The organism is Sphingomonas sp. URHD0057 (assembly GCF_000620665.1).
Taxonomy (GTDB): Bacteria; Pseudomonadota; Alphaproteobacteria; order Sphingomonadales; family Sphingomonadaceae; genus Sphingomicrobium.
Map to the genome: position 1 here is coordinate 1 of NZ_JIAU01000007.1, position 26,981 is coordinate 26,981.

At 65.5% G+C, this 26,981-nt stretch carries 26 protein-coding genes and 1 tRNA gene; 17 read left to right on the forward strand and 10 right to left on the reverse strand.

Annotated elements, in window-relative coordinates:
* Positions 1 to 497 precede the first annotated feature (497 nt).
* A complete protein-coding gene (locus tag N539_RS0105725) occupies positions 498 to 944 on the forward strand; it encodes a hypothetical protein (protein WP_028969486.1) in 447 nt (148 codons plus the stop codon).
* A gap of 72 nt (positions 945 to 1,016) precedes the next feature.
* Here N539_RS0105725 and N539_RS0105730 read toward each other — a convergent pair whose 3' ends face one another.
* The 6 genes from N539_RS0105730 to N539_RS0105755 form a co-directional block, all read right to left on the reverse strand.
* Positions 1,017 to 1,658, reverse strand: coding sequence for a hypothetical protein (locus tag N539_RS0105730; RefSeq protein ID WP_156029784.1), 642 nt, complete (start codon positions 1,656 to 1,658; stop codon positions 1,017 to 1,019).
* Positions 1,659 to 1,761: 103 nt separating this feature from the next.
* Positions 1,762 to 2,205, reverse strand: coding sequence for a DUF7832 domain-containing protein (locus N539_RS0105735; protein ID WP_028969488.1), 444 nt, complete (start codon positions 2,203 to 2,205; stop codon positions 1,762 to 1,764).
* Between the two features lie 68 nt (positions 2,206 to 2,273).
* Positions 2,274 to 3,491, reverse strand: a complete 1,218-nt coding sequence (locus N539_RS0105740) for a tyrosine-type recombinase/integrase (RefSeq protein WP_028969489.1) — start codon at positions 3,489 to 3,491, stop codon at positions 2,274 to 2,276.
* 174 nt (positions 3,492 to 3,665) lie between these two features.
* A tRNA-Leu gene (locus N539_RS0105745) sits at positions 3,666 to 3,752 on the reverse strand.
* A 56-nt stretch (positions 3,753 to 3,808) separates the two neighbouring features.
* The gene (locus N539_RS0105750) at positions 3,809 to 4,030 is read right to left on the reverse strand and encodes a helix-turn-helix domain-containing protein (protein WP_028969490.1); all 222 of its coding nucleotides are present in this window, start codon (positions 4,028 to 4,030) and stop codon (positions 3,809 to 3,811) included.
* A complete protein-coding gene (locus tag N539_RS0105755; RefSeq protein WP_197018354.1) occupies positions 4,030 to 4,524 on the reverse strand; it encodes a DUF2975 domain-containing protein in 495 nt (164 codons plus the stop codon). Before N539_RS0105755 ends, N539_RS0105750 begins: the two co-directional genes overlap by 1 nt.
* Before the next feature lie 67 nt (positions 4,525 to 4,591).
* On the opposite strand from N539_RS0105755, the gene N539_RS0105760 reads away from it, so the two are divergent.
* Genes N539_RS0105760 through N539_RS15710 form a run of 7 tightly spaced genes read left to right on the forward strand, consistent with a single transcriptional unit; the run spans position 4,592 to position 12,190 of the window.
* Positions 4,592 to 5,788: a retropepsin-like aspartic protease gene (locus N539_RS0105760; protein WP_028969492.1), complete on the forward strand. Its 1,197-nt coding sequence runs from the start codon at positions 4,592 to 4,594 to the stop codon at positions 5,786 to 5,788.
* Between the two features lie 58 nt (positions 5,789 to 5,846).
* Positions 5,847 to 6,803, forward strand: a complete 957-nt coding sequence (locus N539_RS0105765; protein ID WP_037552387.1) for a complex I NDUFA9 subunit family protein — start codon at positions 5,847 to 5,849, stop codon at positions 6,801 to 6,803.
* Positions 6,804 to 6,821: 18 nt separating this feature from the next.
* The gene (locus N539_RS0105770) at positions 6,822 to 7,634 is read left to right on the forward strand and encodes an undecaprenyl-diphosphate phosphatase (protein WP_028969494.1); all 813 of its coding nucleotides are present in this window, start codon (positions 6,822 to 6,824) and stop codon (positions 7,632 to 7,634) included.
* A 37-nt stretch (positions 7,635 to 7,671) separates the two neighbouring features.
* A complete protein-coding gene (locus N539_RS0105775) occupies positions 7,672 to 8,100 on the forward strand; it encodes a hypothetical protein (protein ID WP_028969495.1) in 429 nt (142 codons plus the stop codon).
* Positions 8,101 to 8,134: 34 nt separating this feature from the next.
* Positions 8,135 to 8,806 (forward strand): glutathione S-transferase family protein, encoded by a 672-nt coding sequence (locus tag N539_RS0105780; RefSeq protein WP_028969496.1) that lies wholly within the window; start codon positions 8,135 to 8,137, stop codon positions 8,804 to 8,806.
* Positions 8,787 to 10,079: a diaminopimelate decarboxylase gene (gene lysA / locus N539_RS0105785; RefSeq protein ID WP_037552390.1), complete on the forward strand. Its 1,293-nt coding sequence runs from the start codon at positions 8,787 to 8,789 to the stop codon at positions 10,077 to 10,079. Before N539_RS0105780 ends, lysA begins: the two co-directional genes overlap by 20 nt.
* A gap of 47 nt (positions 10,080 to 10,126) precedes the next feature.
* Entirely contained in the window at positions 10,127 to 12,190 is a 2,064-nt protein-coding gene (locus tag N539_RS15710) for a S9 family peptidase (RefSeq protein WP_051531518.1), read from the forward strand.
* Positions 12,191 to 12,195: 5 nt separating this feature from the next.
* On the opposite strand, the gene N539_RS0105795 is transcribed toward N539_RS15710, so the two are convergent.
* Positions 12,196 to 13,233, reverse strand: a complete 1,038-nt coding sequence (locus N539_RS0105795; protein WP_028969498.1) for a rod shape-determining protein — start codon at positions 13,231 to 13,233, stop codon at positions 12,196 to 12,198.
* Positions 13,234 to 13,360: 127 nt separating this feature from the next.
* Positions 13,361 to 14,089, reverse strand: a complete 729-nt coding sequence (gene ubiG, locus N539_RS0105800; RefSeq protein WP_028969499.1) for a bifunctional 2-polyprenyl-6-hydroxyphenol methylase/3-demethylubiquinol 3-O-methyltransferase UbiG — start codon at positions 14,087 to 14,089, stop codon at positions 13,361 to 13,363.
* Between the two features lie 44 nt (positions 14,090 to 14,133).
* Between ubiG and N539_RS0105805 the strand changes: the two genes are divergently transcribed.
* The 6 genes from N539_RS0105805 to tilS all read left to right on the forward strand — a co-directional run bounded on the left by N539_RS0105805 (position 14,134) and on the right by tilS (position 21,703).
* Entirely contained in the window at positions 14,134 to 15,381 is a 1,248-nt protein-coding gene (locus tag N539_RS0105805; RefSeq protein ID WP_028969500.1) for an aspartate kinase, read from the forward strand.
* Positions 15,378 to 16,436 carry a nitronate monooxygenase gene (locus tag N539_RS0105810; RefSeq protein WP_051531520.1) on the forward strand — a complete coding sequence of 353 codons (1,059 nt, stop codon included), beginning with the start codon at positions 15,378 to 15,380 and terminating at the stop codon, positions 16,434 to 16,436. Before N539_RS0105805 ends, N539_RS0105810 begins: the two co-directional genes overlap by 4 nt.
* Positions 16,437 to 16,482: 46 nt before the next feature.
* Positions 16,483 to 18,750, forward strand: a complete 2,268-nt coding sequence (gene ptsP / locus N539_RS0105815) for a phosphoenolpyruvate--protein phosphotransferase (RefSeq protein WP_028969502.1) — start codon at positions 16,483 to 16,485, stop codon at positions 18,748 to 18,750.
* Between the two features lie 59 nt (positions 18,751 to 18,809).
* Complete coding sequence (locus N539_RS0105820; protein WP_028969503.1) at positions 18,810 to 19,628, forward strand: helix-turn-helix domain-containing protein; 819 nt, start codon at positions 18,810 to 18,812, stop codon at positions 19,626 to 19,628.
* Between the two features lie 62 nt (positions 19,629 to 19,690).
* A complete protein-coding gene (locus N539_RS15715) occupies positions 19,691 to 20,608 on the forward strand; it encodes a tetratricopeptide repeat protein (protein WP_156029786.1) in 918 nt (305 codons plus the stop codon).
* 99 nt (positions 20,609 to 20,707) lie between these two features.
* On the forward strand, positions 20,708 to 21,703 hold the full coding sequence (gene tilS / locus N539_RS0105830) for a tRNA lysidine(34) synthetase TilS (protein ID WP_051531524.1): 996 nt from the start codon (positions 20,708 to 20,710) through the stop codon (positions 21,701 to 21,703).
* A gap of 3 nt (positions 21,704 to 21,706) precedes the next feature.
* Here tilS and N539_RS0105835 read toward each other — a convergent pair whose 3' ends face one another.
* Positions 21,707 to 22,714 (reverse strand): glycosyltransferase, encoded by a 1,008-nt coding sequence (locus N539_RS0105835; RefSeq protein WP_028969505.1) that lies wholly within the window; start codon positions 22,712 to 22,714, stop codon positions 21,707 to 21,709.
* A gap of 161 nt (positions 22,715 to 22,875) precedes the next feature.
* Here N539_RS0105835 and ftsH point away from each other — a divergent pair, with 161 nt between their 5' ends.
* Positions 22,876 to 24,831: an ATP-dependent zinc metalloprotease FtsH gene (ftsH, locus tag N539_RS0105840; RefSeq protein ID WP_028969506.1), complete on the forward strand. Its 1,956-nt coding sequence runs from the start codon at positions 22,876 to 22,878 to the stop codon at positions 24,829 to 24,831.
* Position 24,832: 1 nt separating this feature from the next.
* Here the strand turns inward: ftsH and N539_RS0105845 are convergent, their stop codons facing one another.
* A complete protein-coding gene (locus tag N539_RS0105845) occupies positions 24,833 to 25,876 on the reverse strand; it encodes a DUF3667 domain-containing protein (RefSeq protein ID WP_028969507.1) in 1,044 nt (347 codons plus the stop codon).
* A 56-nt stretch (positions 25,877 to 25,932) separates the two neighbouring features.
* On the opposite strand from N539_RS0105845, the gene N539_RS15720 reads away from it, so the two are divergent.
* Together N539_RS15720 and rsfS are read left to right on the forward strand one after the other, a co-directional pair.
* Positions 25,933 to 26,595 (forward strand): nicotinate-nucleotide adenylyltransferase, encoded by a 663-nt coding sequence (locus N539_RS15720; RefSeq protein WP_037552393.1) that lies wholly within the window; start codon positions 25,933 to 25,935, stop codon positions 26,593 to 26,595.
* Positions 26,576 to 26,980, forward strand: a complete 405-nt coding sequence (rsfS, locus tag N539_RS0105855; RefSeq protein WP_028969508.1) for a ribosome silencing factor — start codon at positions 26,576 to 26,578, stop codon at positions 26,978 to 26,980. The genes N539_RS15720 and rsfS overlap by 20 nt, the downstream gene beginning before the upstream one ends.
* The last annotated feature ends 1 nt before the right edge of the window (position 26,981 follow it).

Consider the following 26,981-nt stretch of genomic DNA (forward strand, 5'->3'; position numbering starts at 1 on the left):
TGACACGTCCACCGACGCGAGGATAAATCAGACATGCGCTGACTAGCCCCGCAGCGGTTCGGATTACCTCTGTCTGGTCGATGTCGTTCCACGCCCAGTGCAATCGCCTCCAACCGAGGTTCTGAGTGATACCTTCGGCGTCAATTGTGAGAGTGCCAGGAAAGCACGCGGCCCAAAGATACCGCAATGCCAGAAGGCCAAAAAACGCCATTCCGACGCGCAAGAATATGACGGCTTTCGTCGCTTCGGCCGGTTGAAGGTTTGACGCCGCAGGCCTGCTGAGCGTCCACAAACAGACCCCGACAAAGGCAACGCAGAGGGCTAGTCGTCCGATTGCTTGAAGGCGAGATTCTTGAACGATCATTGGTGACACGCGGCATTACTAGCGAATGTCGCTAATGGCAGGAATGGGTCGAAGGCAGACCTAAGCCTTGAACGTCAGGAACGGGTGGAAAGCAGACATTGAGTTGGCGAGGCCCACGTGCCAGCCACGCGACATGGACAAGTCTCTGACCGTCGAAGCCGCCCGCCAGTTCCTCTCGGTTGTTTGGGAGGGCGAAAGGCCGACCGACGAGGCGCTACTGATTGCGCTGGACGGCTTGGTCGAGGCTTTTCATCACACACCCGGCGCGGGGCCATCCGACACCAACATAGAGGCACCCCGCGCGGGCGGACCGGCGTTGTATCAGGAGCTTGCGGCGCGTTTCCCCGACTACGGGATGTATCCGGTGTCTGACCCAACCGCGCCTGTTGAAGATGCGGCGATGATGGGCGACGCAATCGATGACCTCGTCGACCTTACGTTGGACATGCGCGAGGTTCTTTGGCTCGCGGACCACATAGGGGTCGATGACGCCCACTGGTCTTTCCGGCTCCACTACTTCCACTGGGGCCGTCACGCTCGCGAACTGGCGCTCTACCTACATGCCCGTCAGTTCGGTTGAGTCCGCAATGGGTCGGAGGCAGACGGCAGCTTTGGGTGGAAAACGGACACGGCGCCAATAGCCGTTAGCGACTCAACTGCGCGCGAACCGGACTAGCATCGCGACTCCGAGGAACGCCGGAACCACCAGCGCCAACACCGAGGGGAAGCCGTCCGGCTGTGATCGCGACGACAAATAGATGAAGGCACCAAAGAGCCCGCTGATCACGAGCCACTGGATAAGCATCGCCCGCGCTGTCGCTGCCCTGTTCACTGGAGGAACGTCGGGAAGGGGAACGGTGGCGAGCGGCTTGGCCGCGGCGACCAGCTTGGTCCAGCTCCGCGCGCTAATCTTCAGCGTACCGTTCGGCGGCTTTCCGAGCTGAAGCTTGACCATCGGAAGGAAGAAGCTGCTGCTCGGTTCAGCCTCGATTTCATTCCAGGGCACCTTGAGCGGCTTCTGGAAGATGCCGAAGATGCGCCATATCCCAATTCCCAGACCGGACTGATAAGCGCGCAGCTTAAGGCAGCCGTTCAACGCGACGCCCATGCCCATCGAGCCGGACTGGCTGCGCAGTCGAAGCAACGGCTCTTCACTGCCGTCGTCGACGTACCACTGCTGAAGACTGAACCAGCCGGACATCAACCCGAGCATGAAGGTCGCGAGGAGCCACATCCCCACGAAGAAGAAGGGAAAAGCGTAGGGAAACCAGTTGAGGATGTTCTCGTCAGTCACGAGGTGTGGATAGCAAAAGAACAAGGGCGCCCCAACACGACGCCCCCGGAATGTCCGCAATAGATCGATAGCTGTCGCGGCAGGTTTGGGTGGAAAGCGGACGTTAGCGTTGGCTGCTGCGCCAAGCCTCTAAACGGCTGCTCAGCCTGGGTGCGAGCGCGTCGAAGGAACCCCAGCCATCGTTAACGTCATATAATGAACCCGCCTTCGGAAACGTCTCGCAGTAGTCATCGAGGTAAGACCCGTCGGTGTTGTGAAGGCCCTCTCCGCTCCCATAGTAGCTTGCGGCGAACGAATTGCCTTCGTTGTTCAGGTCTTCGTTCGTAAACTTTTCATCACAGGCACGGATGAACCATTCGGTTGGTGTAACCTCGCGCTTCTGGAGCAGCGCGAAATCATCGGCGGCGTCTTTGGTGTGAAACTCACCAGCCAACCCGCTCATGACGGCCCATGCAACGAACATGGCAATGTGTGTGGCACCAGCTTCGCGTGGCAACTCGGCTGGAAAGTCACCCCCATAATGCCAAGACGCATCATCGTACTTCATGTGCGGACCTTCGCAGCAGCGCCTAATGTCTGCAATGGGTCGAAAGCGGACGTTAGCGCCGCGAGCCGTCAGGCTTGCTTCGCGAAGGCCAGCACTTCACCTCCTGTGCGCAGGACATCCACGTGATCGCTCCACCACTGCGCCATCTCGAGACGTTCCGGCCAATGCGCACCGCGATGGTAGGCAGCGCGGACTTGATTGCCGTCGGCGTGCGACAGGGCACGCTCGATCGCGTCGCCGCTCCATTTGCCGCTTTCGTTCAACAGCGATGAAGCAGTCGAGCGAAACCCGTGCGCCGTCATATCGTTCGAACCGTAGCCCATGCGCCGCAACGCCCCGTTGATCGCATTCTCGCACATTGGCTTCAGCGGCGATCCTAATTTGGGGAATATGTAGCGCCCACCCCCACTCAATTCGGACGCTTCTCGCAAGATCGCTACAGCCTGTCGGGACAGCGGGACGCGGTGCGGCTGGCGTTGCTTCATGCGTTCGGCCGGGATCGTCCATAGTGCCTTGTCGAAATCAATTTCGCTCCATTCCGCCTTTCGTATCTCACCCGGCCGCTGATACACGTGCGGGGTAAAGCGAAGCGCCAGCTTGGTCACCGGCTGGCCAGAATAGGATTCAATCGACCGCAACAGCGTCCCGAAAGCGGCGGGATCGGTGATTGCCGCGTGATGCTTGGCGACCGGCGAAACCAATGCACCCTGCAACGGCTGCGCTGGATCGACTGATGCCCGCGCTGTTGCCACCGCATAACGGAAAACTCGGCTGGAAAAGGACCGCAGACGCCGCGCGGTTTCGCGATGCCCCGCCTGCTCGGCCTTCTTCAACACGGCCAGCAGTTCATGAGGGCTGATTTCGGCTATGGGACGCGCGCCCAGTGCTGGTGATAGCTTGCTCAGGAGCCAGCGCGTCTTCCCGATAGTGACAGGTGCCCTGCCTTCCGCTTCCAGCTTGGCGATATACTCGTCCGCAATCCCGGCGAACGTAGTGGCGGCGGCAATTCGATTAGCAATTCGCGCTTCGCGCTTGGCGACGGACGGATCGTTCCCGGCCTGTGCGGACTGGCGCGCAGCGTCGCGGCGCGCGCGGGCATCCTTCAAACCCACTTCGGGATAGCTGCCCAAAGCCAGCTTCTTCTCCTTGCCGCCAATCCGATACTTTAACCGCCACAGCTTCGATCCAGTTGTCGTGACGAGCAAATAGAGACCCTTGCTGTCGGCGAGTTTTCGATCCCTGGTTTCGGCCTTTGCCAGCCGGATCGCCGTATCCGTCAATGCCATGATGTTCGCGCCCCCTCGCCACAGAAATGGACCACCTCAAAGGCCCCCGAATAGGCCCCCAAATTTTCGCGATTGTCAGCGAACGCCAGCAACCGATAGCGGTCAATTCGAGCTAAAAGTAGCTGATTTCTAGGGATTTTTCAACCCATGCACGAATGCTGGCGGATTGAGAAATGGTGCCCAGGAGAGGACTCGAACCTCCACGCCCTTGCGAGCGCCAGCACCTGAAGCTGGTGCGTCTACCAATTCCGCCACCTGGGCACAGGGGCATCGCTTTTCGGCAGGGGGCGGCGCTTAAAGGGAGCGCCCGCGCGCTGTCAACGATTCGTCGTTTGGTCGGGCTCGTAGTCCAGAATATCCCCCGGCGTGCAGGCGAGTTCCTCGCAGATCGCCTCGAGGGTGGCGAAGCGGACTCCCTTCACCTTGCCGGACTTGAGCAGCGACAGATTGGCTTCGGTGATGCCGATCGCGGCGGCGAGGTCCTTCGAGCGGACCTTCCGCAGCGCGAGCATCACATCGAGCCGGACGACGATCGGCATCAGACGAACTCGCGCATTTCGTCATCGAGCCGCCGAGCGCGCTCGAGCAGCCTCGCGAGCAGGAAGAGGAGCAGAGTGATGGCGACGGTCAGCGCATCGCGAAGGTCGATGTTCAGGCGCAGCAGGTGGGAGCGGCTGGCGCTCGCCGCGGTGAACATCGCGACAATCGGAGCGGCGAATTCGAACAATGCCATCGCCAGCAACCATGACGCGAAGCCGCGAAAGTGGCGAACGACATTCACGCCGAACATCTCGCCCGCGGCGATCAGCCCCAGCATCCGCGTCAAATGGAATAGCGCAATCAGCAGCAGCGCCACGCTGCCCGCCGCAGTCCACTGCTCGTAGGGCGTCCCATGCAGACGATATTCGACGTGCGCATGCGCCAGCTGAAGATTCAGGCGGGCGGCGACATAGACCAATGCGATCATCGACATGGCCGCGAAGACGAAGACTCGCAGCCGGCGCGCCGAACGCCGAATGGGATCGTCCGACATGTTTGACATAATTATTGTCCTACGATAATATATCACTATTCTACGAATAATATCCGAGGATCACAACATGCATCGCGCCAAGCTTGGACTGCTCACGAGTGCCACCATCGCCGTGCTTGCCGCGGCCGGCCTTGCCATCGCGCACCCCGGCCATCCGCCGATCACTCCGCCCGAGATGACGTTCGCGGCCCATGCGGAGACGATTCCCTTCCAGCTCTTCCGCGGCAACCGCATCGTTATTCCCGTCACGGTTGGCGGTCATCGGACACAAGCCATTCTCGATACCGGCGCGAGCATGACAACGCTTGATCGATCCTACGCCCGCTCGATCGGGCTGCCCGAAGGCTTGAAAATCCAGGGCAAGGGGACCGGCGGGACGGTCGATGCAGAGCTGGTCACCGGCGTGACGATCGATGTCGGTGCGACGCGGCTGGCGAACATGAGCATCGGGGTGATGGATCTCTCCGCCGTCACCCGCAGTCTCGGTCGGCCAATGACGGTGGTTCTCGGCCGAGACTTCTTCAATGCGACGGTCGTTTCAATCGATTGGGCGGCGAGCACCTTGGAAGTGCGCTCACCATCCGCTTTCGCGCCCGCGCCGGGAGCCGCCGCTCTGCCCCTCGCCCGCAAGGGGCCATTCAATACGATCTCGATCTCGGTGGCCGCGGGCAAGCCGATCGAAGCCCTTTTTGACCTCGGCAGCGACGGGGCGTTGGCGCTGCCTCGCAGCTATTGGGAAACGCGCCCCGACATCGCCAACCTGCGTTGGGCGGAAGCTCGCAGCGGCGGGGTCGGTGGGTTAACCCCGGCGCGAAGGGCGACGGTTCCCGAAGTGACGCTCGCCGGGCGGACTTTCAGAGCCGTCCCGACGACCTTGTCCGAAGCGGGGAATGACACAGACCCGACCCAGATGGCCAACGTCGGGATCCAGTTCCTCAAGCAATTCCGGCTTGATCTGGACCTCGGCCGCGATCGCGTATTCCTGACGCCGCGGTCCGACGCTCCGGGCTTCGACCGCGACCGGGCAGGCGCGCGCTTCGACCTTGCAGGCGACCGCCTGAAGGCTGTCTTTGTCTCTCCGCAGGGACCGGCGGCGCAGGCCGGCCTCAAGACCGGAGATGAGGTGGTCGCCGTCGATGGCATGAAGGTCGATGCGAGCTTCTATCAGCGCGCTGACTGGACGCGCGGGCCGGTCGGGCACACGGTCGCGCTTGCTCGCGCCGACGGGTCGACGGTGAAGGTCACGCTCGCCGATTATTTCTAGGGGCATTACCGCCGGCCCCGCCTTGTCAACGCCGCGCCGCCAGGGCTAGGGCGGGGGCATGATCGAGCGCCCGGACGAGCAGGTGACGGTGTTCGGCGGCGGTGGCTTCATCGGCCGCTACCTCTGCGAATATCTGTTCCAGAGCGGCGTTCGGGTGCGCATCGCCTCGCGCAATCCGCGCCACGCTTACAGCGTCCAGCCGTTGAGCCAAGTCGGTCAGCTGGGCTTCTTCCAGGCCGACATCGGCAACCGCGCCAGCGTCGAGCATGCGGTCCGCGATGCCACCGCGGTCGTCAATCTGTGCGGCGTGTTCGGCAAGGGAATGCAGGCCGTCCATGTCGACGGTGCCCGCAACGTGGCCGAAGTCGCGAAGAAGGCGGGCGCAGCGGCGGTCGTCCACATCTCGGCGATCGGCGCCGACCCCGGCTCAGAGTCCAATTACGGCCGCACCAAAAGCGAGGGCGAAGCGGCCGTCCGCAAGGCTTTTCCCAAGGCGACGATCGTCCGTCCGTCGCTGGTGTTCGGGCCGGAGGACGACCTCACCAACCGCTTTGCGGCAATGGCCGGCCTGCCGCTCCTGCCCGTGCTCGCCGCGAAGACCAACTTCCAGCCGGTCTATGTCCGCGACCTCGCCCAGGCGATCGCCAAGGCGGCGCTCCAGCCGCGGGCCCATGGCGGGAAGGTCTATGAGATCGGCGGACCGCAGGTGATGAGCATGGTCGAGCTGATCCGCGCCATCCTCGAGCTCAGCGGGCAGAAGACCGAGGTAGTCGAGCTGCCCGACTTCGCCGGCGATCTCATCTCGAAGCTCGGCTGGCTGCCGGGCTCGCCGCTGACCCGCGACCAGTGGCTGATGCTCCAGCGCGACAACGTTCCAGCGAAGAATGCGCCGGGGCTGGCGGCGTTCGGGATCCGCCCGACACCGCTCGCGGCGGTCGCCTACGAATGGCTCGGCCGGTTCCATCGCGGCGGCAAGTTCGCCGGCCGCCGAATTAATTTGACCGCGACCAGCTGAGCCCGGACTACCCCTTCCATGCCAATCCTTCTGATCGCGATCATCCTCGGCATCGTCGAGGGCGTTACCGAATTCATCCCGGTGTCCTCGACCGGCCACCTGATCCTCGCCACCGAGCTGCTGGGCTTCGACGCGGACAAATGGGCCGCGTTCAACGTCATCATCCAGCTCGGGGCGATCCTCGCCATCGTCGTGCTTTATTGGCGGACGTTCTGGGCGGTGCTCGAAGGTATGCTCAGGGGCCAGGCGGTGTCGTGGCGCTTCGTGCGCAACATCCTCATCGCCTTCTTGCCCTCGGCCATCCTCGGCTTCCTCCTGATCAACCGGATCGAAGCGCTGCTCGGCAACGGCCTCGTCGTCGCCGTGGCGTTCATCCTCGGCGGCATTGCGATCCTGGTGATCGAGAGACTGGTGAAGCCGGGGCAGATCGTCGGGGTCGCCGAAATGCCGATGAAGCAGGTGGTCGGCGTCGGGCTCATCCAGTGCCTCGCCATGGTTCCCGGAGTCAGCCGCTCCGGCGCAACCATTCTCGGCGGCCTGTCGCTCGGGGTCGAACGGCGCACCGCGGCCGAGTTCAGCTTCTTCCTCGCCATTCCGACCATGCTCGGCGCGACGACGCTCGAGCTGGTCAAGCATCGCGACACCTTGATGGCGGGCGCCAGCGGAGTTGGGTTCGGGACGGTCGCGGTCGGCTTCGTCGTCAGCTTCGTCGTCGCCATCGTCGTCGTCAAAGCCTTCGTCCATTACATCTCGCGTCACGGCTTCGCGCCCTTTGCCTGGTATCGCATCCTCGTCGGAGCGGCAGCGCTGGTCTGGCTGATGACGCGCTAAGGTTTGTCACCCGCGCGAGCGGTGCTAGACTGCCGGCATGCGTAAGAGTCTGATTCTGCTTCCCCTCTTGTTCACGGCAGCGCCGGCCATGGCGCAGACTGCGCCGCCGAGCGTTCCCCCCGAGCTCCAGGATCCGCGGGTTGCGGATCGCATCGCGGATGCGGTGCAGGGGGTCTCGCAGGCGATGCTCAGCATGAAGGTTGGCGCCGTCCAAGCGGCGATCGAGGGCCGCGAGCCGACCGCCGCCGAGAAGAAAATGACGGTGCGCGATCTCGGCCGCCGGGACGATCCCGATTTCGACCGCAACTTCCACGAACGAATGGCGCAGGTCCGGCCGACGATTGAGCGGGGGATGAAGACGCTGAACACGGCGCTGCCGGCAATGATGAAGGCGCTCGGCGAGGCGAGCGAGGCAATCGACCGCGCTGCGGCAAATATGCCCGATCCGACCTATCCCAAGCGCTAGACGAGTCGCGCCCACTCGCTAAAGCTGCCCTGCCATGTGGCAGCTCTTCCAGTTCCCGTTGTGCCCCTTTTCGCGCAAGGTCCGCCTGGTCCTCGCCGAGAAGGGCGTCGGCCATGAGCTGGTGCGCGAAAATCCGTGGGAGAAGCGCGACGAGTTCGTCGATTTGAACCCGGCCGGTGAAACGCCAGTGATGGTCGAGGCCGACCAGGGCGTCACGCTGATCGGGTCGCAGCCGATCGTCGAATATTTCGACGAGACCGTCGACCGCATGCCGATGATCCACGGCAACGCCGTGCTTCGGGCCGAAATCCGCCGCGTGACCGAATGGTTCGACATCAAGCTCTATCGCGAGGCGGTCGAGCCGCTGATGAACGAGCGCATGCGCAAGCGCCTCGTCAACCGCGAGAGTCCCGACACCCGCGTGTTGCGCGAGGCGATGCGGGTCGCCTCCGAGCACCTCGACTATATCGATTACCTGCTCGACCATCGCCGCTGGCTCGCCGGGCCGGGCCTCAGCCTCGCCGACTTCACCGCCGCCGCGCATTTGAGCGTCATCGATTATTTGGGCGCGCTCGACTGGCGGGGGCACAAGCAGACCAAGGATTGGTATGCGGTGATGAAGTCGCGGCCCTGCTTCCGCCCGCTGCTCGGCGAACGGATGGAAGTGATCGTGCCGCCTGGTCATTATGACAAGGTCGATTTCTAGGGTTGCCGACCCGTTCGAGCTGCGCGGCGGCGTTCTCCATTGCGAGGACGTGCCGCTGCCCGAGATCGCGGCGTCGGTCGGGACGCCGGTCTATATCTATTCGTCGTTGGCGATGCGCGACCATGCGCGAGCGCTGCGAGAGGCGCTGTCCGGGCTCGGCGACCCGCTCATTGCCTACGCGGTCAAGGCCAACCCCAATGCCGCGGTGATCGCAACCCTGGGCGCGGAGGGGCTCGGCGCCGACATCGTCTCGGGCGGCGAACTCGCGCGCGCTCTGGCCGCGGGAATCCCGGCCGACAAGATTGTGTTCTCCGGTGTCGGCAAGACGCGCGAGGAGATGGGCCAAGCGCTCGAAGCGGGGATTTGCCAGTTCAACCTCGAGTCCGGCGCCGAGGCCGAGTTGCTGTCCGAAGTCGCCACAGCGCTCGGGCGGGAGGCGCGCGCCGGTTTCCGCGTCAATCCCGGAGTCGAGCCCGGCACCCACGCCAAGATCTCGACCGGCGCCGCCGAGAGCAAGTTCGGAATCCAGGCGTCGGAGGCACTGGCCGAATATGCCAAGGCCGCGGCGCTGCCGGGCCTCAGGATGCAGGGCATCGCGGTCCACATCGGTAGCCAGCTGACCTCGCTTGCGCCATTCGAGCAGGCCTTCGCCACGGTCGGCGCGCTCATCGCCGAGCTTCGCATCGCCGGCCACGACATCACCCTTGCCGACCTCGGCGGCGGGCTCGGAGTTCGCTATGACCCGGCTCCTCCCGCGCCGCCCAGTCCCGCCGATTACGGCGCGATGGTCGAGCGTCTGACCCGCGGCTGGGACGTCCGCCTGGTGTTTGAGCCCGGCCGGTTCCTCGTCGCCAATGCCGGCGTGCTGCTGACCGAGGTCATCCGCGTGAAGCCCGGCGTCACGCACCCGTTCGTGATCGTCGACGCGGCGATGAACGACCTCATGCGGCCGACGCTTTATGACGCCTGGCACGCGATTGAGGCGGTGCGGCCGTCGGGCCGTCGCATCACGACCAATGTTGTCGGGCCCGTGTGCGAGACCGGCGACACCTTCGCCCTCGCGCGCGAAATGGATGCGGTCGAAGCGGGCGACCTCGTCGTGTTCCGCTCTGCCGGCGCCTATGCGGCGACGATGGCCAGCACCTACAACAGCCGGCCGCTCACGCCCGAGGTGCTGGTCGACGGCGACAAATGGGCGATCATCCGTCCGCGGATCGACGTCGCGCGCCTGATCGCCGGCGACGTCATCCCGGAATGGCTCGCCCACGATTGACGGCGGTTCGCCAACGGCTAGCTTCGGGCCGCAAAGGGGAGGGATTCATGCCGGGACTGTTTCGCGTTGCGCTGGTGGGCGGGTTGCTTGCGCTGCCTAGTCCGGTTGTCGCGCGGCCGTTCACCGCCAAGGATCTTGCCTCGCTCGATCGGATCTCTTCTCCCAGCATTTCGCCTGACGGACGCTACGTCGCTTATGCACTGCGAAGCACCGATTGGGACGGCAATAAGGGTGTCAACGCGCTTAACGTCATAGACCTTCACGGCGACGCTTCGAAACCGCTGGTGTTGCTCAGCGGGGAGAAGGGCGGCCCGAGCCCGAGCTGGTCGGCGGACGGCCAGTGGCTCTATTTCGTCTCGGGCAAATCGGGGTCGGCCCAGGTGTGGCGAGCAAATCCCGACGGCTCGGTGCGCCAGCAGCTGACGTCGTTCCCAGTCGATGTCGCGGCGTTCAAGTTGGCGCCGAACCTGCATACGCTCGTCGTCGTCGCCGGAGTCTATCCGGACTGCGGCACGCTTGCCTGCACCAAGGCGCGAGACGACGCGAAGGCCAAGGAAAAAGGCAGCGGAATCGAAATCAAGTCCGGCGCAGCGCGCTGGTTCGATGCCTATCTCGACGACAAGCGCCTGAGCCTGTTTAGTGTTGACCTCGCGCAGCCCGGCGCGCCGTCTGAAGGCATTGCGCTCCTCAAGGACTTCGCAGCGAACGTGCCGGCCGACGGCGACACCAATGCGCTCGTGCTCTCGCGCGACGGACGGATGCTATATTTTGAGAGCATTCCGCCCGGATCCGATCGCGGCGCCCAATCCTTTTCCCGAATTTATGCCGTCCCGACTGACGGCTCGGCGCGGCCCCGTGTTTTGGTCGAGAGCGGTGGGACTGCCCTTGGGTCGCCCGCGCTTTCGCCCGACGGCAGCCGCCTCGCCTACCTCGCGGTCAGCGCGCCGGTCTACACGCCGGGTCGCGCTGCCCTGATGATGATGGACCTGAAAGCCGGTCGGACCCGGGAGCTAGCCGCCGGCGGCGACTGGGAGTTCAATCGGCTTGCCTGGTCCGCGGACGGCCAGAGCCTGCTCGCCACCGGCCCGGCCCGCGGACAGGTTGCACTGTACCGGATCGATCCCGCCAGCGGGCGGGTCGCGACAATCACCACCGATGGCTCGATCAGCGATTTCGACAGTGCCCAGGGTTCGCTCGCCTACGTCAACGAGAGCCTCGGCTCGCCGCAGCAACTGTTCGTGCAGCAGGGGTCGGCGCCGCCTCGCCAGCTTACCCGTGCCGGCGCGGCAATCCTCGCTGAAACCCCCCTCAGCACGTCGGAACAGTTCAGCTTCGCCGGCTGGAACAACGAGACCGTCTACGGCTATGTGATCAAGCCGTACGGCTTCACCGATGACCGCAAGTATCCGGTTGCCTTTCTGATCCACGGCGGGCCGCAGGGCAGCTTCGGCAATGCGTGGAGCTACCGCTGGAATCCGCAGGTCTGGGCCGGCATGGGCTATGCGGTCGTCATGGTCGATTTCCACGGCTCGACCGGTTACGGCACGCCGTTCGCCCAGGCGATTACCGCGCATTGGGGCGACCGCCCGCTCGAAGATCTTCAAAAGGGGTGGGCGGCCGCTTTGTCCCGCTATTCGTTCCTTGACGGCAACCGCGCCTGCGCGCTGGGCGGCTCCTACGGCGGCTATATGATCGACTGGATGGCAAGCCAGTGGAGCGATCCGTGGAAGTGCCTCGTCAGTCACGCCGGCGTGTTCGACGTCCGCTCCCAGGCCTGGGTGATGGACGTCGGCTCGTTCGTCGACGTCCAGTTCGGATCGGTCGCCGACATCAAGGATTGGGAGCGTTTCAATCCGGCTGCTTACGCGAACCGGTGGAAGAAGCCGATCCTGGTGATCCATGGCGGCAAGGATTTCCGCGTCCCAACCGAAGAGGGAATCGCGGCCTACAACGCCGCACGGCGCGCCGGAGCGCCGACCGAGCTGGTGATCTTTCCCGACGAGAACCACTGGATCCTGAAACCGCAGAACTCGGTCCAATGGTATCGGGTGGTGGAGGCGTGGCTCGACCGCTGGACCCACGGCGGCGCCGCGGCGTCCGCCGGCAAATAGCTCCTTCAGGCGGCCATCAAGGCTCCACGAAGAACGCGGTTTTCCAGTGTTTGGCCGGCGCCCAGCGCAACGCAACTCATGGCGTCGTCGGCAACCCGAACGGGGAGGCCGGTCGAGTCCTGAAGGATCGTGGTGAATTCGCGGAGCAGCGAGCCGCCACCGGTCATGGTGATGCCTTGGTCGATGACGTCGGCGGCAATCTCCGGCTGGGTGTGCTCGAGCGCGGTGCGCACGACTTCGACGATCTGGTTGACCGGCTCACTTAATGCTTCGGCAACTTGCGCCTGCGTGAGGTGGATCTCGGCGGGGACGCCGCGGCTGACGTCGCGGCCGCGCACCGTAGTCGCCAGACCGACACCGTCGCCGGGGCGGACCGCCGATCCGATCTCCAGCTTCACCCGCTCGGCGGTGCCTTCGCCGATCAGCAGGTTGAAGTTGCGGCGGACATAAGCGGTGATGGCCTCGTCCATGCGATCGCCGCCGACCCGCGCCGAGCGGCTGAAAGCGAGCCCCTGAAGCGAGATCACCCCGACCTCCGTCGTGCCGCCCCCGATGTCGACGACCATGGATCCGATCGGGTCAGCCACCGGAAGGCCCGCACCGATCGCCGCGGCCATCGGCTCCTCGATCAGCGACACGCGGTCGGCGCCTGCGTTGCTGACCGCATCGCGGATCGCGCGCCGCTCGACCGAGGTCGCGCAGGACGGAACGCAGATCACGACCTCTGGCCCGCGCGAAAAGCGGCTCGGGCCGCCGTGCGCCTTGCGGATGAAATGCTTGATCATCTCCTCGGCGACCTCGAGGTCGGCGATCACGCCGTTCCGCAAGGGCCGGATGGTCCGGATGTTGTCGGGCGTCTTGCCCATCATCAGCTTGGCGTCGTCGCCGACGGCGCGGACTCGCCGCTGGCCGTTGGTCCACTCCATCGCCACCACGGACGGCTCGCTGGTGACGATGCCGACGCCGCGGACATAGACCACCGTATTGGCGGTCCCCAAATCGATCGCGATGTCTCGCGACGAGAAATTGAACGGTGATCGCATGATTGTTCCCCACCCCCGATCGGGAAAACGAATCCCGAATCAAAGGCTTACGCCGGTGGGCGAGCGCGGCCAGTAGCATTAAGAGGCGTTAAACGCAGACCGTTCGGGACACGCGTTGAAGCGAAAGTTACTGCGGCGGAACGAGTATCGCGGTGACGAGATAGTTCAGCCGCACGTCGTCGCTGAGATGGAGGCCGCGGGTCGGCGACCAGGCGATGCCCTCGACGTCGAGGCATTGGAGGCCGGCGTCGGCGAGCAGGACTTTCATTTGCTCGGGTGAAATGAACTTGTCGAAATCGTGCGTGCCTTTGGGGATTTGGCCGAGGCCTTCGGCCACGGTGATCATCATCAACTTCGACCAGCCGGTAGCGTTGGGCGTCGAGAGGATCAGCAATCCGCCGGGCGCGAGCCGCGCCGCCAGTGCCTTAAGGAACTGGGCGGGGTCGACGACATGCTCGATCACCTCCAGCGAGGTGACGAGATCGAATTGGCCTTCGAGGTCCTGAACGTCGCCCGCGCGATAGTCGATCGCGAGGCCGGTCGCGGCGGCATGGTCGCGGGCAACTGCGATGACCTCCGGCGAGGCGTCGATGCCGGTGACGGTCGCGCCCAGCCGCGCCAGCGGCTCGGCGAGCAGGCCCGCGCCGCAGCCGACGTCCAACGCGGTCTTGCCGGCGAGTGGCGTGCGACTGCATTCGTCGCACTGCCAGTGCTGGTCGATCTGGTCGCGGATATATTTGAGTCGCACCGGATTGAGCTTGTGCAGCATCGCCGAGGCGCCGTCCGGGTCCCACCAGTCGGCGGCGAGCTTCCCGAACAGTTCGGCCTCTTCAGGCAGGATGCTTGTCTGCGCCATGCGCGCCTCCTAACAGTCCGCGACCCTTGACCCAAGGAGATGGATTGGCCCGCATCGTGATGAAATTCGGCGGCACGTCGATGGCGGGCATCGAGCGCATCCGCTCGGTCGCCGGACGCGTGCGGCGCGAGGCCGAGGCGGGAAACGAGGTGCTGGTGGTGGTCTCGGCGATGGCGGGCGAAACCGACCGGCTGGTGCAGCTGTGCCGCGAGGCCGCGGCGCTCCATGACCCGACCGAATATGACGTGGTAGTGGCGAGCGGCGAGCAGGTGACGGCCGGGCTTCTCGCCATGACCCTGCAGAACATGGGTTTGAAGGCGCGCAGCTTCATGGGCTGGCAATTGGTTCGCGCGTCGGGCGTGCACGGCAACGCCCGGGTCGACGCAGTCGAAGCCGCCACGCTCGACGAAGCGCTGAGCGGCGGCACGATCGCAGTCATTCCCGGCTTCCAGGGCGTATCCGACGACGGGCGGCTGGCGACGCTGGGGCGCGGCGGATCGGACACCTCGGCGGTAGCAATCGCCGCGGGGGTCAAGGCCGACCGCTGCGACATCTACACCGACGTCGACGGGGTCTATACGACCGACCCGCGGCTCGTGCCCCAGGCGCGCAAGCTCTCCCAGGTGACCTTCGAGGAGATGCTCGAGCTTGCAGGCGTCGGCGCCAAGGTGCTGCAGGTCCGTTCGGTCGGCCTTGCCATGCGCGAGAATCTGCCCTTGCGCGTGCTGTCGGCATTCGAGGACAAGCCCGGTACCGACATCGTCGCCGAGCTGTCAGGAGCAGATATGGAAAGAAACCTGATCGCGGGCATCGCCGCCGACCGCAACGAGGCGCGGATAACCCTGACCGGAGTTCCCGATCAGCCGGGCACGGTCGCTGCGGTGATCGGTCCCATTGCCGAAGCCGGGATTCCGCTCGACATGATCGTCCACGCGGCGACTCCTGATACGGGCTCCTCGGACCTGACCTTCACGGTCCCGCGCGCAAGCCTGGCGCAGGCGATGGCGGTGATCGAGCAGCGCAAGAGTGCAATCGGCTATGCCAAGCTGGTGACCGACGACGCGGTCGCCAAGGTCAGCATCGTTGGCGTCGGCATCCGCTCCAACCCGCAGCTTGCCGCGACGATGTTCGACACGCTCGCCGAGCGAAAGATCAACCTGCTCGCGGTGTCGACGAGCGAGATCAAGGTCAGCGCCTTGATCGCCGAGAGCGAGCTCGACCTCGCGGTGCGGGTGCTTCACAGCGCCTTCGGGCTCGACGCCGCGGCACAGTCGGCAGGGCAGGCGGCATGAGCGGCGAGGGCCTGATCGCCGAGCCGCGGGCGGTCCACGCTTCGGTCGGGCATGAGCGCCTCAGGGAGCTGATGCACCGCGGCACCGAATTCCTCGGCTGCGACATCGCGATCATGGGCGGCGCGATGAGCTGGATTTCGGAGCGTCACCTCGTCGCCGCGATCTCCGACGCCGGCGGCTTCGGCGTGATCGCCTGCGGTGCGATGGGCCCCGAGCTGCTCGATGCCGAGATTGCCGCGACCAAGGCGCGCACGGAGCGGCCATTCGGCGTCAACCTCATCACTATGCACCCGCAGCTTTCGGAGCTGATCGACGTCTGCGCCAGGCATGAGGTCAGCCATGTTGTCCTCGCCGGCGGGCTTCCGCCGGGCGGAGCGATCGAGCGGATCAAGGCCAGCGGCGCCCGGCTCGTCTGCTTCGCGCCCGCACTCGCGCTGGCGAAGAAATTGATGCGCTCGGGCGCCGACGCGCTGGTGATCGAGGGCATGGAGGCGGGGGGGCATATCGGCCCGGTGTCGACCTCGGTCCTGGCCCAGGAGATCCTGCCCGTCGTGTCAAAGGACATCCCGGTGTTCGTGGCCGGCGGGATCGGCCGCGGCGAGGCGATCGCCGCCTATCTCGAAATGGGCGCAGTCGGCGTGCAGCTGGGGACGCGCTTCGTCTGTGCGCAGGAATGCATCGCCCACCCCAACTTCAAGAAGGCATTCATCCGCGCCTCGGCCCGCGACGCGATCCCGTCAGTTCAGATCGACCCCCGCCTGCCGGTCATCCCGGTGCGCGCGCTCAAGAACCAGGAAATGGTCAACTTCGCCGCCAAGCAGCGCGAGGTCGCGCAGAGGCTCGACGAGGGCGCGATCGAGATGGCCGAGGCTCAACTGCAGATCGAGCATTACTGGGCCGGTGCGCTCAAGCGCGCGGTGATCGACGGCGATGTCGAGTCCGGTTCGGTCATGGCGGGCCAGTCGGTCGGGATGGTCAATCGCGAGGAACCGGTCGCCGCGATCATCCAGGAGCTGGTCGATGAAGCGGCCGCCGCGCTCGAAAGCCGCGGCTGAGCCAAGCTGATGGCGCCGTGTTGCGCCATCTGTTAGCGATCCGCCCATGCCGCAGTCCGCCGCAGCCTCCGCTCGCGAGATCCTGACCGGCCTCCACGAGGTGATGGCCAAGCGCGGCTCGGCGCAGGCCAAGCTCGACCGCGTCGTCGACCTGATCGCCGAGGCAATGGCGAGCGAGGTCTGCTCGATCTACCTTCTGCGCGACAATCAGCTCGAACTGTTCGCGACCCACGGCCTGCGCAAGGAAGCGGTGCACGTGACCCGGCTGCGCATGGGCGAGGGCCTGGTCGGCACGATCGCTGCCGCGGGCCGCATCCTCAATCTCGCCGAAGCCGCCGAGCACCCGGCATTCGCCTACCGGCCCGAAACCGGCGAGGAGCGCTTTCACAGCTTTGCAGGTGTTCCGATTGTCCGCCTCGAAAGCCCGATCGGGGTGCTCGCCGTGCAGCACGCCGAACCGCGGCGCTACGAGGATGTCGAGATCGAGGCGCTGCAGACCGTCGCCATGGTCCTGTCGGAGATGATCGCCGCGGCGCGGCTGGTCGACGGCGCGCGGCGGGGCAGGCTGCGCGGCGCCGGGCCTCTGCGGTTGTCGGGACTCAAGCTCGTCGCCGGCATGGCCAAGGGCCAAGCGGTGTTTCACGAGCCGCGAGTTGTTGTCGAGCACACCGTCGCCGACGATATCGAGGCCGAGCGCGCGCGCGTCTATTCGGCCTTCCGCAAGATGCGCGAGCAGATCGACACCATGACCCGCGAGGCGGAATTCGGGACCGCCGGCGAGCATCAGGAGATTCTCGAGACCTATCGCATGTTCGCCTACGACGAGGGCTGGTCGCGGCGGATCAACGAAGCGATCGACAGCGGCCTCACCGCCGAAGCGGCCATCGAGCGGGTGCAGCAACGGACCCGCGCCCGCATGCAGGAAATCGACGACCCGCTGTTGCAAGAACGGATGCACGATCTCGAGGACCTGTCCAACCGGCTGCTCCGCATCGTTTCGGGGCGGATGGGGACGGCCGCGCAGACCGGCCTGACCCACGACGCGGTGCTGATCGCCCGCAACCTCGGGCCCGCCGAATTATTGGAATATGATCGCCGCCGGCTGAAGGGTGTGCTGCTCGAGGAAGGCTCGCTGACCTCGCACATGACGATCGTCGCCCGGGCCATCGGCGTGCCGGTGATCGGGCGCCTCAACGACATTCGCCACAGCGTCGAGGACGGCGAGCCGATCCTCGTCGATGGCGACAACGGCAGCATCATCATCCGTCCCAATCGCGCGCTGCTGTCGGGCTTCGAGCACCGCATGGCGCTGAGCCAGAAGCGCCGCGCCGAGTTCGCCGCGGGCAAGAGCTTGCCCGCCAAAACCAAGGACGGGGTCAAGGTCAGCGTGATGGTCAACGCCGGCCTGGCCGAGGACGCCGCCGCTCTGTCGATGAGCGGCGCCGACGGCATCGGCCTGTTCCGCACCGAGTTCCAGTTCCTGATCTCGGCCACCATGCCGGGCCGGGATCGCCAGCTTCGACTATATTCGAAGGTGCTGGAAGCCGCTGGCGACAAGCCCGTGGTGTTCCGCACGGTCGACATCGGCGGCGACAAGGCCTTGCCCTATCTCGCCGACGTTCACGAGGAAGCGGAAAATCCGGCAATGGGCTGGCGCGCGCTGCGCCTGTCGCTCGAGCGCTCGACGCTGATGAAGGCGCAGGCGCGCTCGCTGATCGAAGCGTCGGGCGGCAGGGTCTTGCGGGTGATGTTCCCGATGGTCTCCGAGCCGTGGGAATATGAGGAGGCGCGGGCGCTGTTCGAAGAGCAGGTCGAATGGGCGCGCAAGAGCCACCGCAAGCTTCCGAGCCGCATCGAGTTCGGCGCCATGCTCGAGGTGCCGAGCCTGGCCGAGATGCTCGACCAGCTCCTGCCGCGCGTCGACTTCCTGTCGGTGGGGACCAACGACCTCACCCAGTTCCTGTTCGCCGCTGACCGTTCGGACCCGCGCCTGGCCGAGCGCTACGACTGGTTGAGTCCCGCCATCCTTCGGTTCCTCAAGCGCGTTCTCGATGCCGCCCGTGCCCACGGCGTGCCGGCGCGGATCTGCGGCGAGATGGGCGGCCGGCCGCTCGAAGCGATGGCGCTGATTGGACTTGGGGCTGAGAATTTCTCGATCACTCCGGCGGCGGTCGGGCCCATCAAGGCGATGGTCCGCTCGCTGGATGCAGCGGCGGTGCGCGCCCGGGTGGAGCAACTGCTCGAACATCCGCCCAAAGACATGCGGCGGACGCTTGGCGACTGGGCTCGCAGGCATTCGGTCACAATTGGTTGACAGCGCGCGCGCAGCCCTCAAACACTGACAAAATCCGGGGCGGGCGATAAGGCGAGGCGATGGACGAAGATCTGGTCGAACCGGAGATGCCGACAGTAGGCGAGCGGCTGCGTGTCGCGCGCGAGGAAAAAGGCCTCAGCCTCGAGGATATCGCGGCCCAGACTCGAATCCCCCAACGGCATCTGGAAAGCATCGAAACGGCGGAGTGGGACAAGCTGCCGGCGCCCACGTACACGACCGGTTTCGCCAAGAGCTACGCCAGCGCGGTCGGGCTGGACCGGGTCGAGATCGGCGAGCAACTGCGCGCCGAAATGGGCGGCCAGCGCTCGCCCAACATGACGACCGAAGTATTCGAGCCCGCCGATCCCGCCCGGACCATGCCCAAATCGCTGGTGATTGCGATGATCGCGGCGGTGATCCTGCTCGTCGTCGTGATGAGCTGGCTCAACCGCCGTTCGCTCGACCAGTCGGATGATCCGAACGCCGTCGCGGCCGAGCAGACCGCTGCGTCCGCTTCACAGACGCCGGCAGCGCCCGCCCAACGACCGGCGCCGCCGCCGGCCCAGGCCGCGCAGGGACCGGTTGTGGTGACCGCGATCGGCCCGGCGTGGGTGCGGGTGACGGACCAGGGCAATGTTCTGTTCGAAAGTACCATGCAGCCTGGGCAGACCTACCAGGTGCCGCCGACGGCATCCGCGCCGATGCTGCGGGTGGGCGCGCCCGAAGCCGTTCGGATCACTGTCGGCAATGCCGTGGCGCCGCCCGTCGGCCCGGCCGGCCAGGTGACCTCCAACGTCAGCCTCAAGCCCGCTGACCTGATGCGTGGGCCGGCCCAGCCGAACGGGGCGCCTGCTGCCGTGCCCGGTCCCGTGCGGTAGGATTCAGCTTGGCGAAAGGCGGCGCGGCGCAGTCTGAACACGAGAGCTTGGGGAATTTGTTCGTGAAATTTCTACGTCCGATCATCGCGCTGGCGGCGACCACCGCCATCGCCTCGCTCACCCCTTCGGTTGCGCTCGCGCAGCGGCAGGCCCCACCAAGTCCGGAGCAGCGCCTCGACCGGCTTGAGCGCCAGGTCGAGCAGGTTCAGCGACAGGTCTTCCCGAAAGGCCGCCCGGCCGACACGGCGGGCTTCTCGAACGACCCGGCGGCGACTCAATCGTCGGTCGTGACGCTCGATCAGCGTCTGGACTCGCTTGAGCGGCAGGTGGCGGACATGCTCCGTCAGTCCGAGGAAAACGGGCATCGGCTGCAGACCATCGAGTCCGATGTCGGTCGCTTTCGCGCGGACCAGGAACAGCGGTTTTCAACGCTCGAGCAGCGGTTGAACGATGCCGCCTCGGCTGCCGCGGCGACGGCGCCGCCAATCCAGCAGCCGCCGGTCGCCACAACGCGCCCCACAGGAAAACCGAAGCCGGACGCCGCCCTACCCGCCGTTTCGACTGCCACCACAGCGACCATTCCCGAGGGCGACCCGGCCGAAGATGCGTACAGCGAGGGTTTCCACTTGTGGGAATCGGGCCAGTACGACCAGGCCATCACGACGCTCCGCGCGTTCACCTCGGCCTATCCCAAGCACCGCCGCGCGAGCTACGCCAACAACCTCATCGGCCGCGCCTTGCTCGACAAGGGCGACACTCGGGGAGCAGCTCAGGCCTTGCTAGCCAACTACCGGAACAACCCGAAGGGCGAGCGCGCCCCGGACAGCCTGCTCTACCTCGGCCAGGCGCTGATGAAGCTCGGTCAGCCGAGCCAGGCGTGCAAGGCCTATGCCGAGCTCGACGCCGTTTATGGCTCCGCCGTTCGCTCCGACCTCAAGAAGCTCGAAGCGGACGCCAAGGCGCAGGCCCAATGCAGCTGACGCGCGCCTGACTCGTTTCGTCGCGCTTCTTTGCGATGTCATTCGGGCGTAAGCGCCAGTCCATGTGGACCGTGGCACCGGCGCGCCTGAATTGGCAATATGGAGGTCAAGGTGGCGACCCAGGAGCTGGTTGAACCTCAGGCGGAGGCGATCGAGCGCTTTCGCCATGACCTCGATGCGCTGATCGGCGCGCAAGGCCTCGTCGGGGTGGCGGTGTCGGGCGGACCCGACAGCCTCGCCTTGCTTGCCCTCACCGCTGCGGCGCGCCCGGGCTCGATCGAGGCGGCGACCGTCGATCACGCTTTGCGCCCCGGAGCCAGGGCCGAGGCCGACATGGTGGCGCGGGTGTGCCGCACGCTCGGCGTGCCGCACCAGACGTTGACGGTGAAATGGGCGACCACGCCGGAAACTGCGCTGCAGGAGCGGGCGCGAGCCGAGCGCTACAATCTCCTCAGCAAGTGGGCGAAGGACCGCGGGCTGCATGCGATCCTCACTGCCCACCATCTCGACGACCAGGCGGAAACCTTCATGATGCGGCTGACGCGGGGGGCAGGGGTCCGAGGCCTCGCCGGGATGCGCCGCTCGGCTCCGGTTCCGGGCTCGGACATGCCGCTGCTTCGCCCACTGCTCGGCTGGCGGCGGATGGAGCTCGAGCAAATCTGCGCGGACTTCGGCCTGACCCCGATCGCCGACCCGAGCAACGTGGACGAGCAGTTCGAGCGCGTAAGGGTGCGGCGCGCCCTGGCCGGGTCCGGCTGGCTCAATTCGCGCGGCGTTGCGGCAAGCGCGCAAAACCTCGCCGAGGCGGACGGCGCGCTAGGCTGGGCGACGACTCAGGCGTGGGCGCGGGCGGTCAGCGAAGGCGAAGGCGAAATCCGGTTCGTGCCCGCCGACATGCCGCGCGAAATTCGCCGCCGCATCGTCCTTCGCGCCGTCGCTCGGCTGGCCACCGAAGGGGCCGGCGCCGAACTGCGGGGTCGGGAGATCGATCGCCTCCTCACCACGCTGGCTGGCGGCGGACAGGCGACCGTCCGCGGCGTGTTGTGCAGCGGAGGCAAGGAGTGGCGCTTTTCGCCGGCGCCGCCCCGCAGATGACGTTCAGCGCGCCGCTTTCAGGCCGATTCGCCGGTCGACCGGCGATGGCAGCGCCGGCGCCCGAATTCCAAGCGCTCGCTGGGCGCCCTCGGGTGAGCGCATCGCCCACCGCTGGCCCGCATACCGAAGGAGATAATAAGCGCGGCCGAGCGCCTTCGCGGCGACGATTTCCCGCCGCCCGACGCTGACATGAGCGAGCCTGCTCTCCACTCGAAGGTGAAGGTTGGCGAGCTGGTGGCTCAGCTCCCCCCGCGCAGCTTCGGCCGGCTGGCCGGCGAGGCGCGCACGCATGACGAGATCATATCCCTCGCTGAGCGCGCGATGGACGAAGTGCCGTGGGCTTGGCGGGGGATGACGAACCCGCGCGTCGGTCTGCTGGAACAAGCGCACGCCGTTCCGGCGCAGCCGGTCGGCCAGAAGCTTGCACTGCCCCCGGTACAACGGCAGCTCTTCGAACCGATACGCCAGGAACAGGTCGCGCCTGAAGATGACGTTGTTGGCGTAAAAGTAGCCGACCTCCCTTAGCCCCATCGACTCCGAGCGAACGGGAAAGAACCAGAAGAGGCCGAACGCTCGTCCAAAGAAGGACTGGGTCTCCACGTAGGTGCCGCCGCCAACGACGTCGACGCCAGGCCTTAAAGACTCGATGAGGGACCGCAGCCAGCCGGGCTCCGGTATGACGTCGCTATCGAGAAACAGCACGTACCTGCGGGAAGCGAGCTGGGCGCCCTCATTCTTCTGACCGTAATAATCCGACCCTTCGGTCGCATGGATGAGCAGCTCGCACGGAGGTTCGGTGCCGCACGCTTTGCTCACCGCCCGCTCGACCACAAGCCGAGGGACAATTTGTTGTTCGTGGAGCACGATGAGCTGTGGCGGGCGCACGAGGTCGCCGGACAGCTCGCGCACCTGGGACATAAGCTCGTGCAGCGCGCGCCCGGCCCGTTCGGCCCCCGACAGCCGGGCGTTCTCCCACTCGACCACAATCGAAAAGCTCGGGTAGCGAGCCATCCGCACTCCTCTTCTCAATGCCTAATGCCCGCCGAGCCGATTGCACGCAACGCGAGGCTCCTCATCCCGGCGCTCGTTCACCGCTTTCTAAGCTCCACATTGTTATTGGCCCTGATGAGCCTATTTTACAGGCAACGGCGTTTTGCCCTCTGGAAGACGAGATGAACGACAAAGAAAAGAAGCCCGGCAATCCCTGGACCAAGAGCCTGCTCATCTGGGTCGGCGTGCTGTTCGCGCTCGTCCTGTTCGTCCAGATGATCGACGGCGGCTCGCGCGCCACCGCTGGCAACCTCATCCCTTATTCCGAGTTCGTCCGGCAGGTCGACGAGCAGAATGTGCGCACGGTCACGATGTCGACCAGCACGACCGGCAACAGCGCAATCACCGGCAAGTTCGCCAGCGGGGAGACGTTTCGTACCGTCGCGCCGGCCGGCTCCAACGTCGCCGACCGCATGATCCAGAAGGGCGTCGCAGTCCAGGTCAAGGCCGAGGAAACCGGCAGCATCTGGCTGTACATGCTCTACAATTCGCTGCCGTTCCTGCTCATTCTCGGCATCAGCTTCTTCGTCATGCGGCAGATGCAGAAGAACGCCGGGTCCGGCGCCATGGGCTTTGGCAAGAGCCGCGCGCGGATGCTGACCGAAAAGCAGGGCCGGGTGACCTTCGCCGATGTCGCCGGCATCGATGAGGCGCGCGAAGAGCTCCAGGAGATCGTTGAATATCTAAAGGATCCGGGCAAGTTTGCCCGCCTTGGCGGCAAGATCCCCAAGGGGGCGCTGCTGGTCGGTTCGCCCGGCACCGGCAAGACCCTGCTCGCCCGCGCCATCGCTGGCGAAGCCGGCGTGCCGTTCTTCACCATTTCGGGCTCGGACTTCGTCGAGATGTTCGTCGGCGTCGGCGCCAGCCGTGTCCGCGACATGTTCGACCAGGCCAAGAAATCCGCGCCGTGCATTGTCTTCATCGACGAGATCGACGCGGTCGGCCGCCATCGCGGGGCCGGTCTCGGCAACGGCAACGATGAGCGCGAGCAGACCTTGAACCAGCTGCTGGTCGAGATGGACGGCTTCGAAGCCAACGAAGGCATCATCATCATCGCCGCCACCAATCGGCCCGACGTGCTCGACCCGGCGCTTCTGCGGCCCGGCCGTTTCGACCGCCAGGTCGTCGTTCCGCGCCCCGACATCGACGGCCGCGAGCAGATCCTCGCCGTCCACATGAAGAAGGTGCCGCTGGCGCCCGACGTCGACCCGCGCGTCATCGCCCGCGGTACTCCGGGCTTCTCCGGCGCCGACCTCGCCAACCTCGTCAACGAGGCGGCGCTGCTGGCCGCCCGCCGCGGCAAGCGCCTCGTCGCCATGAAGGAGTTCGAGGAGGCCAAGGACAAGGTGATGATGGGCACCGAGCGCAAGTCCATGGTCATGACCGAGGACGAAAAGCGCATGACCGCCTATCATGAGGCCGGCCATGCGATCGTCGCCGTTCATGAGGCGGCGTCCGATCCGATCCACAAGGCGACGATTATCCCGCGCGGCCGCGCCCTGGGTCTCGTCATGCGCCTGCCCGAGCGCGACAATTACAGCTATCACCGTGACAAAATGTACGCAAACCTCTCGGTCTCGATGGGCGGACGCGTCGCCGAGGAACTCATCTTCGGCTACGACAAGGTGAGCTCGGGCGCGTCATCGGACATCAGCTATGCGACGGGCCTCGCCCGCGACATGGTCACCCGCTGGGGCATGTCGGACCTCCTGGGCCCGCTGCAATATGCGGATGCGGATGAGGAAGTGTTCCTCGGCTACTCCGTCAATCGCCAGCGCCAAATGTCGGATGAGACCGCGCGGACGATCGACAAGGAAATCCGCCGCATCGTCGACGAAGGCTATGAGCGCGCCAAGCATCTCCTGACCGAAAATCGCGAAGAGCTCGAGGCGCTGGCCAAAGCGCTGCTCGAATATGAAACCTTGAGCGGCGACGAGATCAAGAAGGTGCTTGCCGGCGAAACGATCGATCGTGGCGGCGCCAAGGGACCATCGATTCCCGCGGCGGGCTCGTCGATCCCGAAAGCGAAGCGGCCCAAGCCGGGTGCGATCGGCGGCCCGGCAACCGCGGGTGCCTAGCTCAGCTCGCGCCGATCGCCACCGCCGTCACCATGAAGATGCCGGCGGCCGCGAAGGCGAAGCCGACCAGCGCCGAGGTGCGAACGATCGCGCTGAACTTCCCCAGCTGGTAGGAGCCCTTGAGGTGCCGGTACATGTGGAATGGCGGCACGAAAAAAAGCAGGGTGCCGAGGCCCGACAGGCCGGCCGCGGTCAGCAGGCTCCAGGCGATCACCAGCAGCATCATGAACGATAGCGAGTAAGTGACGAACACCGTGTGGTCGTAGGTATTGTAGCGCCGCCGGAACGGGAACAGCAGCCACATGAACGGCACCGACAGCGGGATCAGCAGCCAGCTGTACTTCGACGCCGCTTCCTGCACCTTCAATGAGACCATTTCGGGATTGTCGCGGGCGTTCTCGATGAACGGCTTGATCCAGCTCGGCGTCTCGTCGCCGGCGTCGGCGGTGATGAGGCCCTTGCCGGTGTTCAGCGCTTTCTGAGTTTCGGCGATGTCGGCCTTGCGCTTGGCAATCCGGCGATCGAGATCCGCGACGTCCTTGTGAGCCGCCACGGCTGCCTGGTGCTTGGCCTCGAGCCTGGCCAGGCCGGCCTGCTCCTCCTTGATGCTGGTCGCGATCTGCCCCGACAGGTTCTTGCCCGAACCGGCGGTCCAGGTGCCGGTGAAGTTGAGCACCGCGAACATCGCGAAAACCGTGAACAGATATAGCGCGACCGGCGAGATGAACCGCGCGCGTTCCCCGGCAATGTAGCGCCGGGTCATCTCGCCAGGCCGCCAGACGAGCATCGGCAGCGTGTGCCAAAACTTCCCTTCGAAGTTGAAGAGGCCTTGCGCGAAATCCTGCAGGAAGCCCCGGACCGAGCGGTGAACGTGCGCCCTCTGGCCGCATGTGGCGCAGTAGGGCCCCGTCAGCGGATCGCCGCAGTTGAGACAATTCTTCTCATGGGTATGGCTGTCCGACCCGGCCTCGCCGGCCGTGGGTTCGACCGCGCGGGCCAGCAATCCGCCCGTCACCGCGTCGCCGACCGCTTCGATTCCGTCCATCAACGCCCCCTTGCCGGATATTAGGCGCGCTTGCCGGCCCATGCTAGCTGCCGGCCATGGCCCGCATCGGTCTCCTCGGCGGTTCGTTCAACCCGGCGCATCGCGGGCACCGGCGCATCAGCCTGCAGGCGCTGAAGAAGCTGGGGCTGGACGAGGTGTGGTGGCTCGTGTCTCCGGGCAATCCATTGAAGGACGGCGTCAAGGACATGGCGCCGTTCGGCGAGCGCCTTGAATCAGCCGCGCGCCTCGCCCGTGGTGGACGTATTCGAGTCAGCGACTTCGAGCAGCAAGAGGGGACGCGCTACACGATCGATACGGTGCGCCGCGTCAAGCAACGTTATCCACAAGATCGGTTCATCTGGTTGCTCGGAAGCGACACCGTGCCAAATTTTCACAAATGGCGTGATTGGAGGGGGTTAGCCCGCGAAGTGCCGATTGCGGTGATTCGCCGCCCGGGCTATGATTCACTTGCTCACGCGGCGCGCGCGATGAGTTGGCTCAGGAGGTTCGTCCGTCCTTCGGGCCAGGCGAAACATTGGACGGAGTGGAGTGCACCGGCGATCATTTTCCTTCGCCTGCCGCCCGACGCTACGTCCGCGACCGCCATTCGCGCGCATTTCCCCAGTTGGCATCGCCGTTCCTCATCGCCGCGCGGGCGAAGCTTAAGGATCGCCTTGCCGTTATCCGCCAGGAGACCCCTTGACCGAACGTCCCGCTGAGACCGTCGGCACCGCCGACCGCACTCCTATCGACGTCGAAGAGCTCCACGCCCTTGTTCTCCAGTCGCTCGACGACGACCAGGCGCAGGAGGTCGTTTCGATCCCCCTCGCCGGCAAGTCCAACATCGCGGACCATATGGTGATCGCGTCGGGCCGCTCGACCCGGCAGGTGGCCTCGATGGCGGTTAAGCTTGCAGACAAGATCAAGGAGCGATTTGGCAGGAACGTTCGGCTCGAAGGGCTCCCGGCCGCGGACTGGGTGCTGCTCGATGCCGACGACGTCATCGTTCACATTTTCCGTCCCGAAGTGAGAAATTTTTACAATTTGGAACGAATGTGGGCGTTTGGCGATGATTCGAATGTAAGCGCGGCAGCGCGCGGGTGAG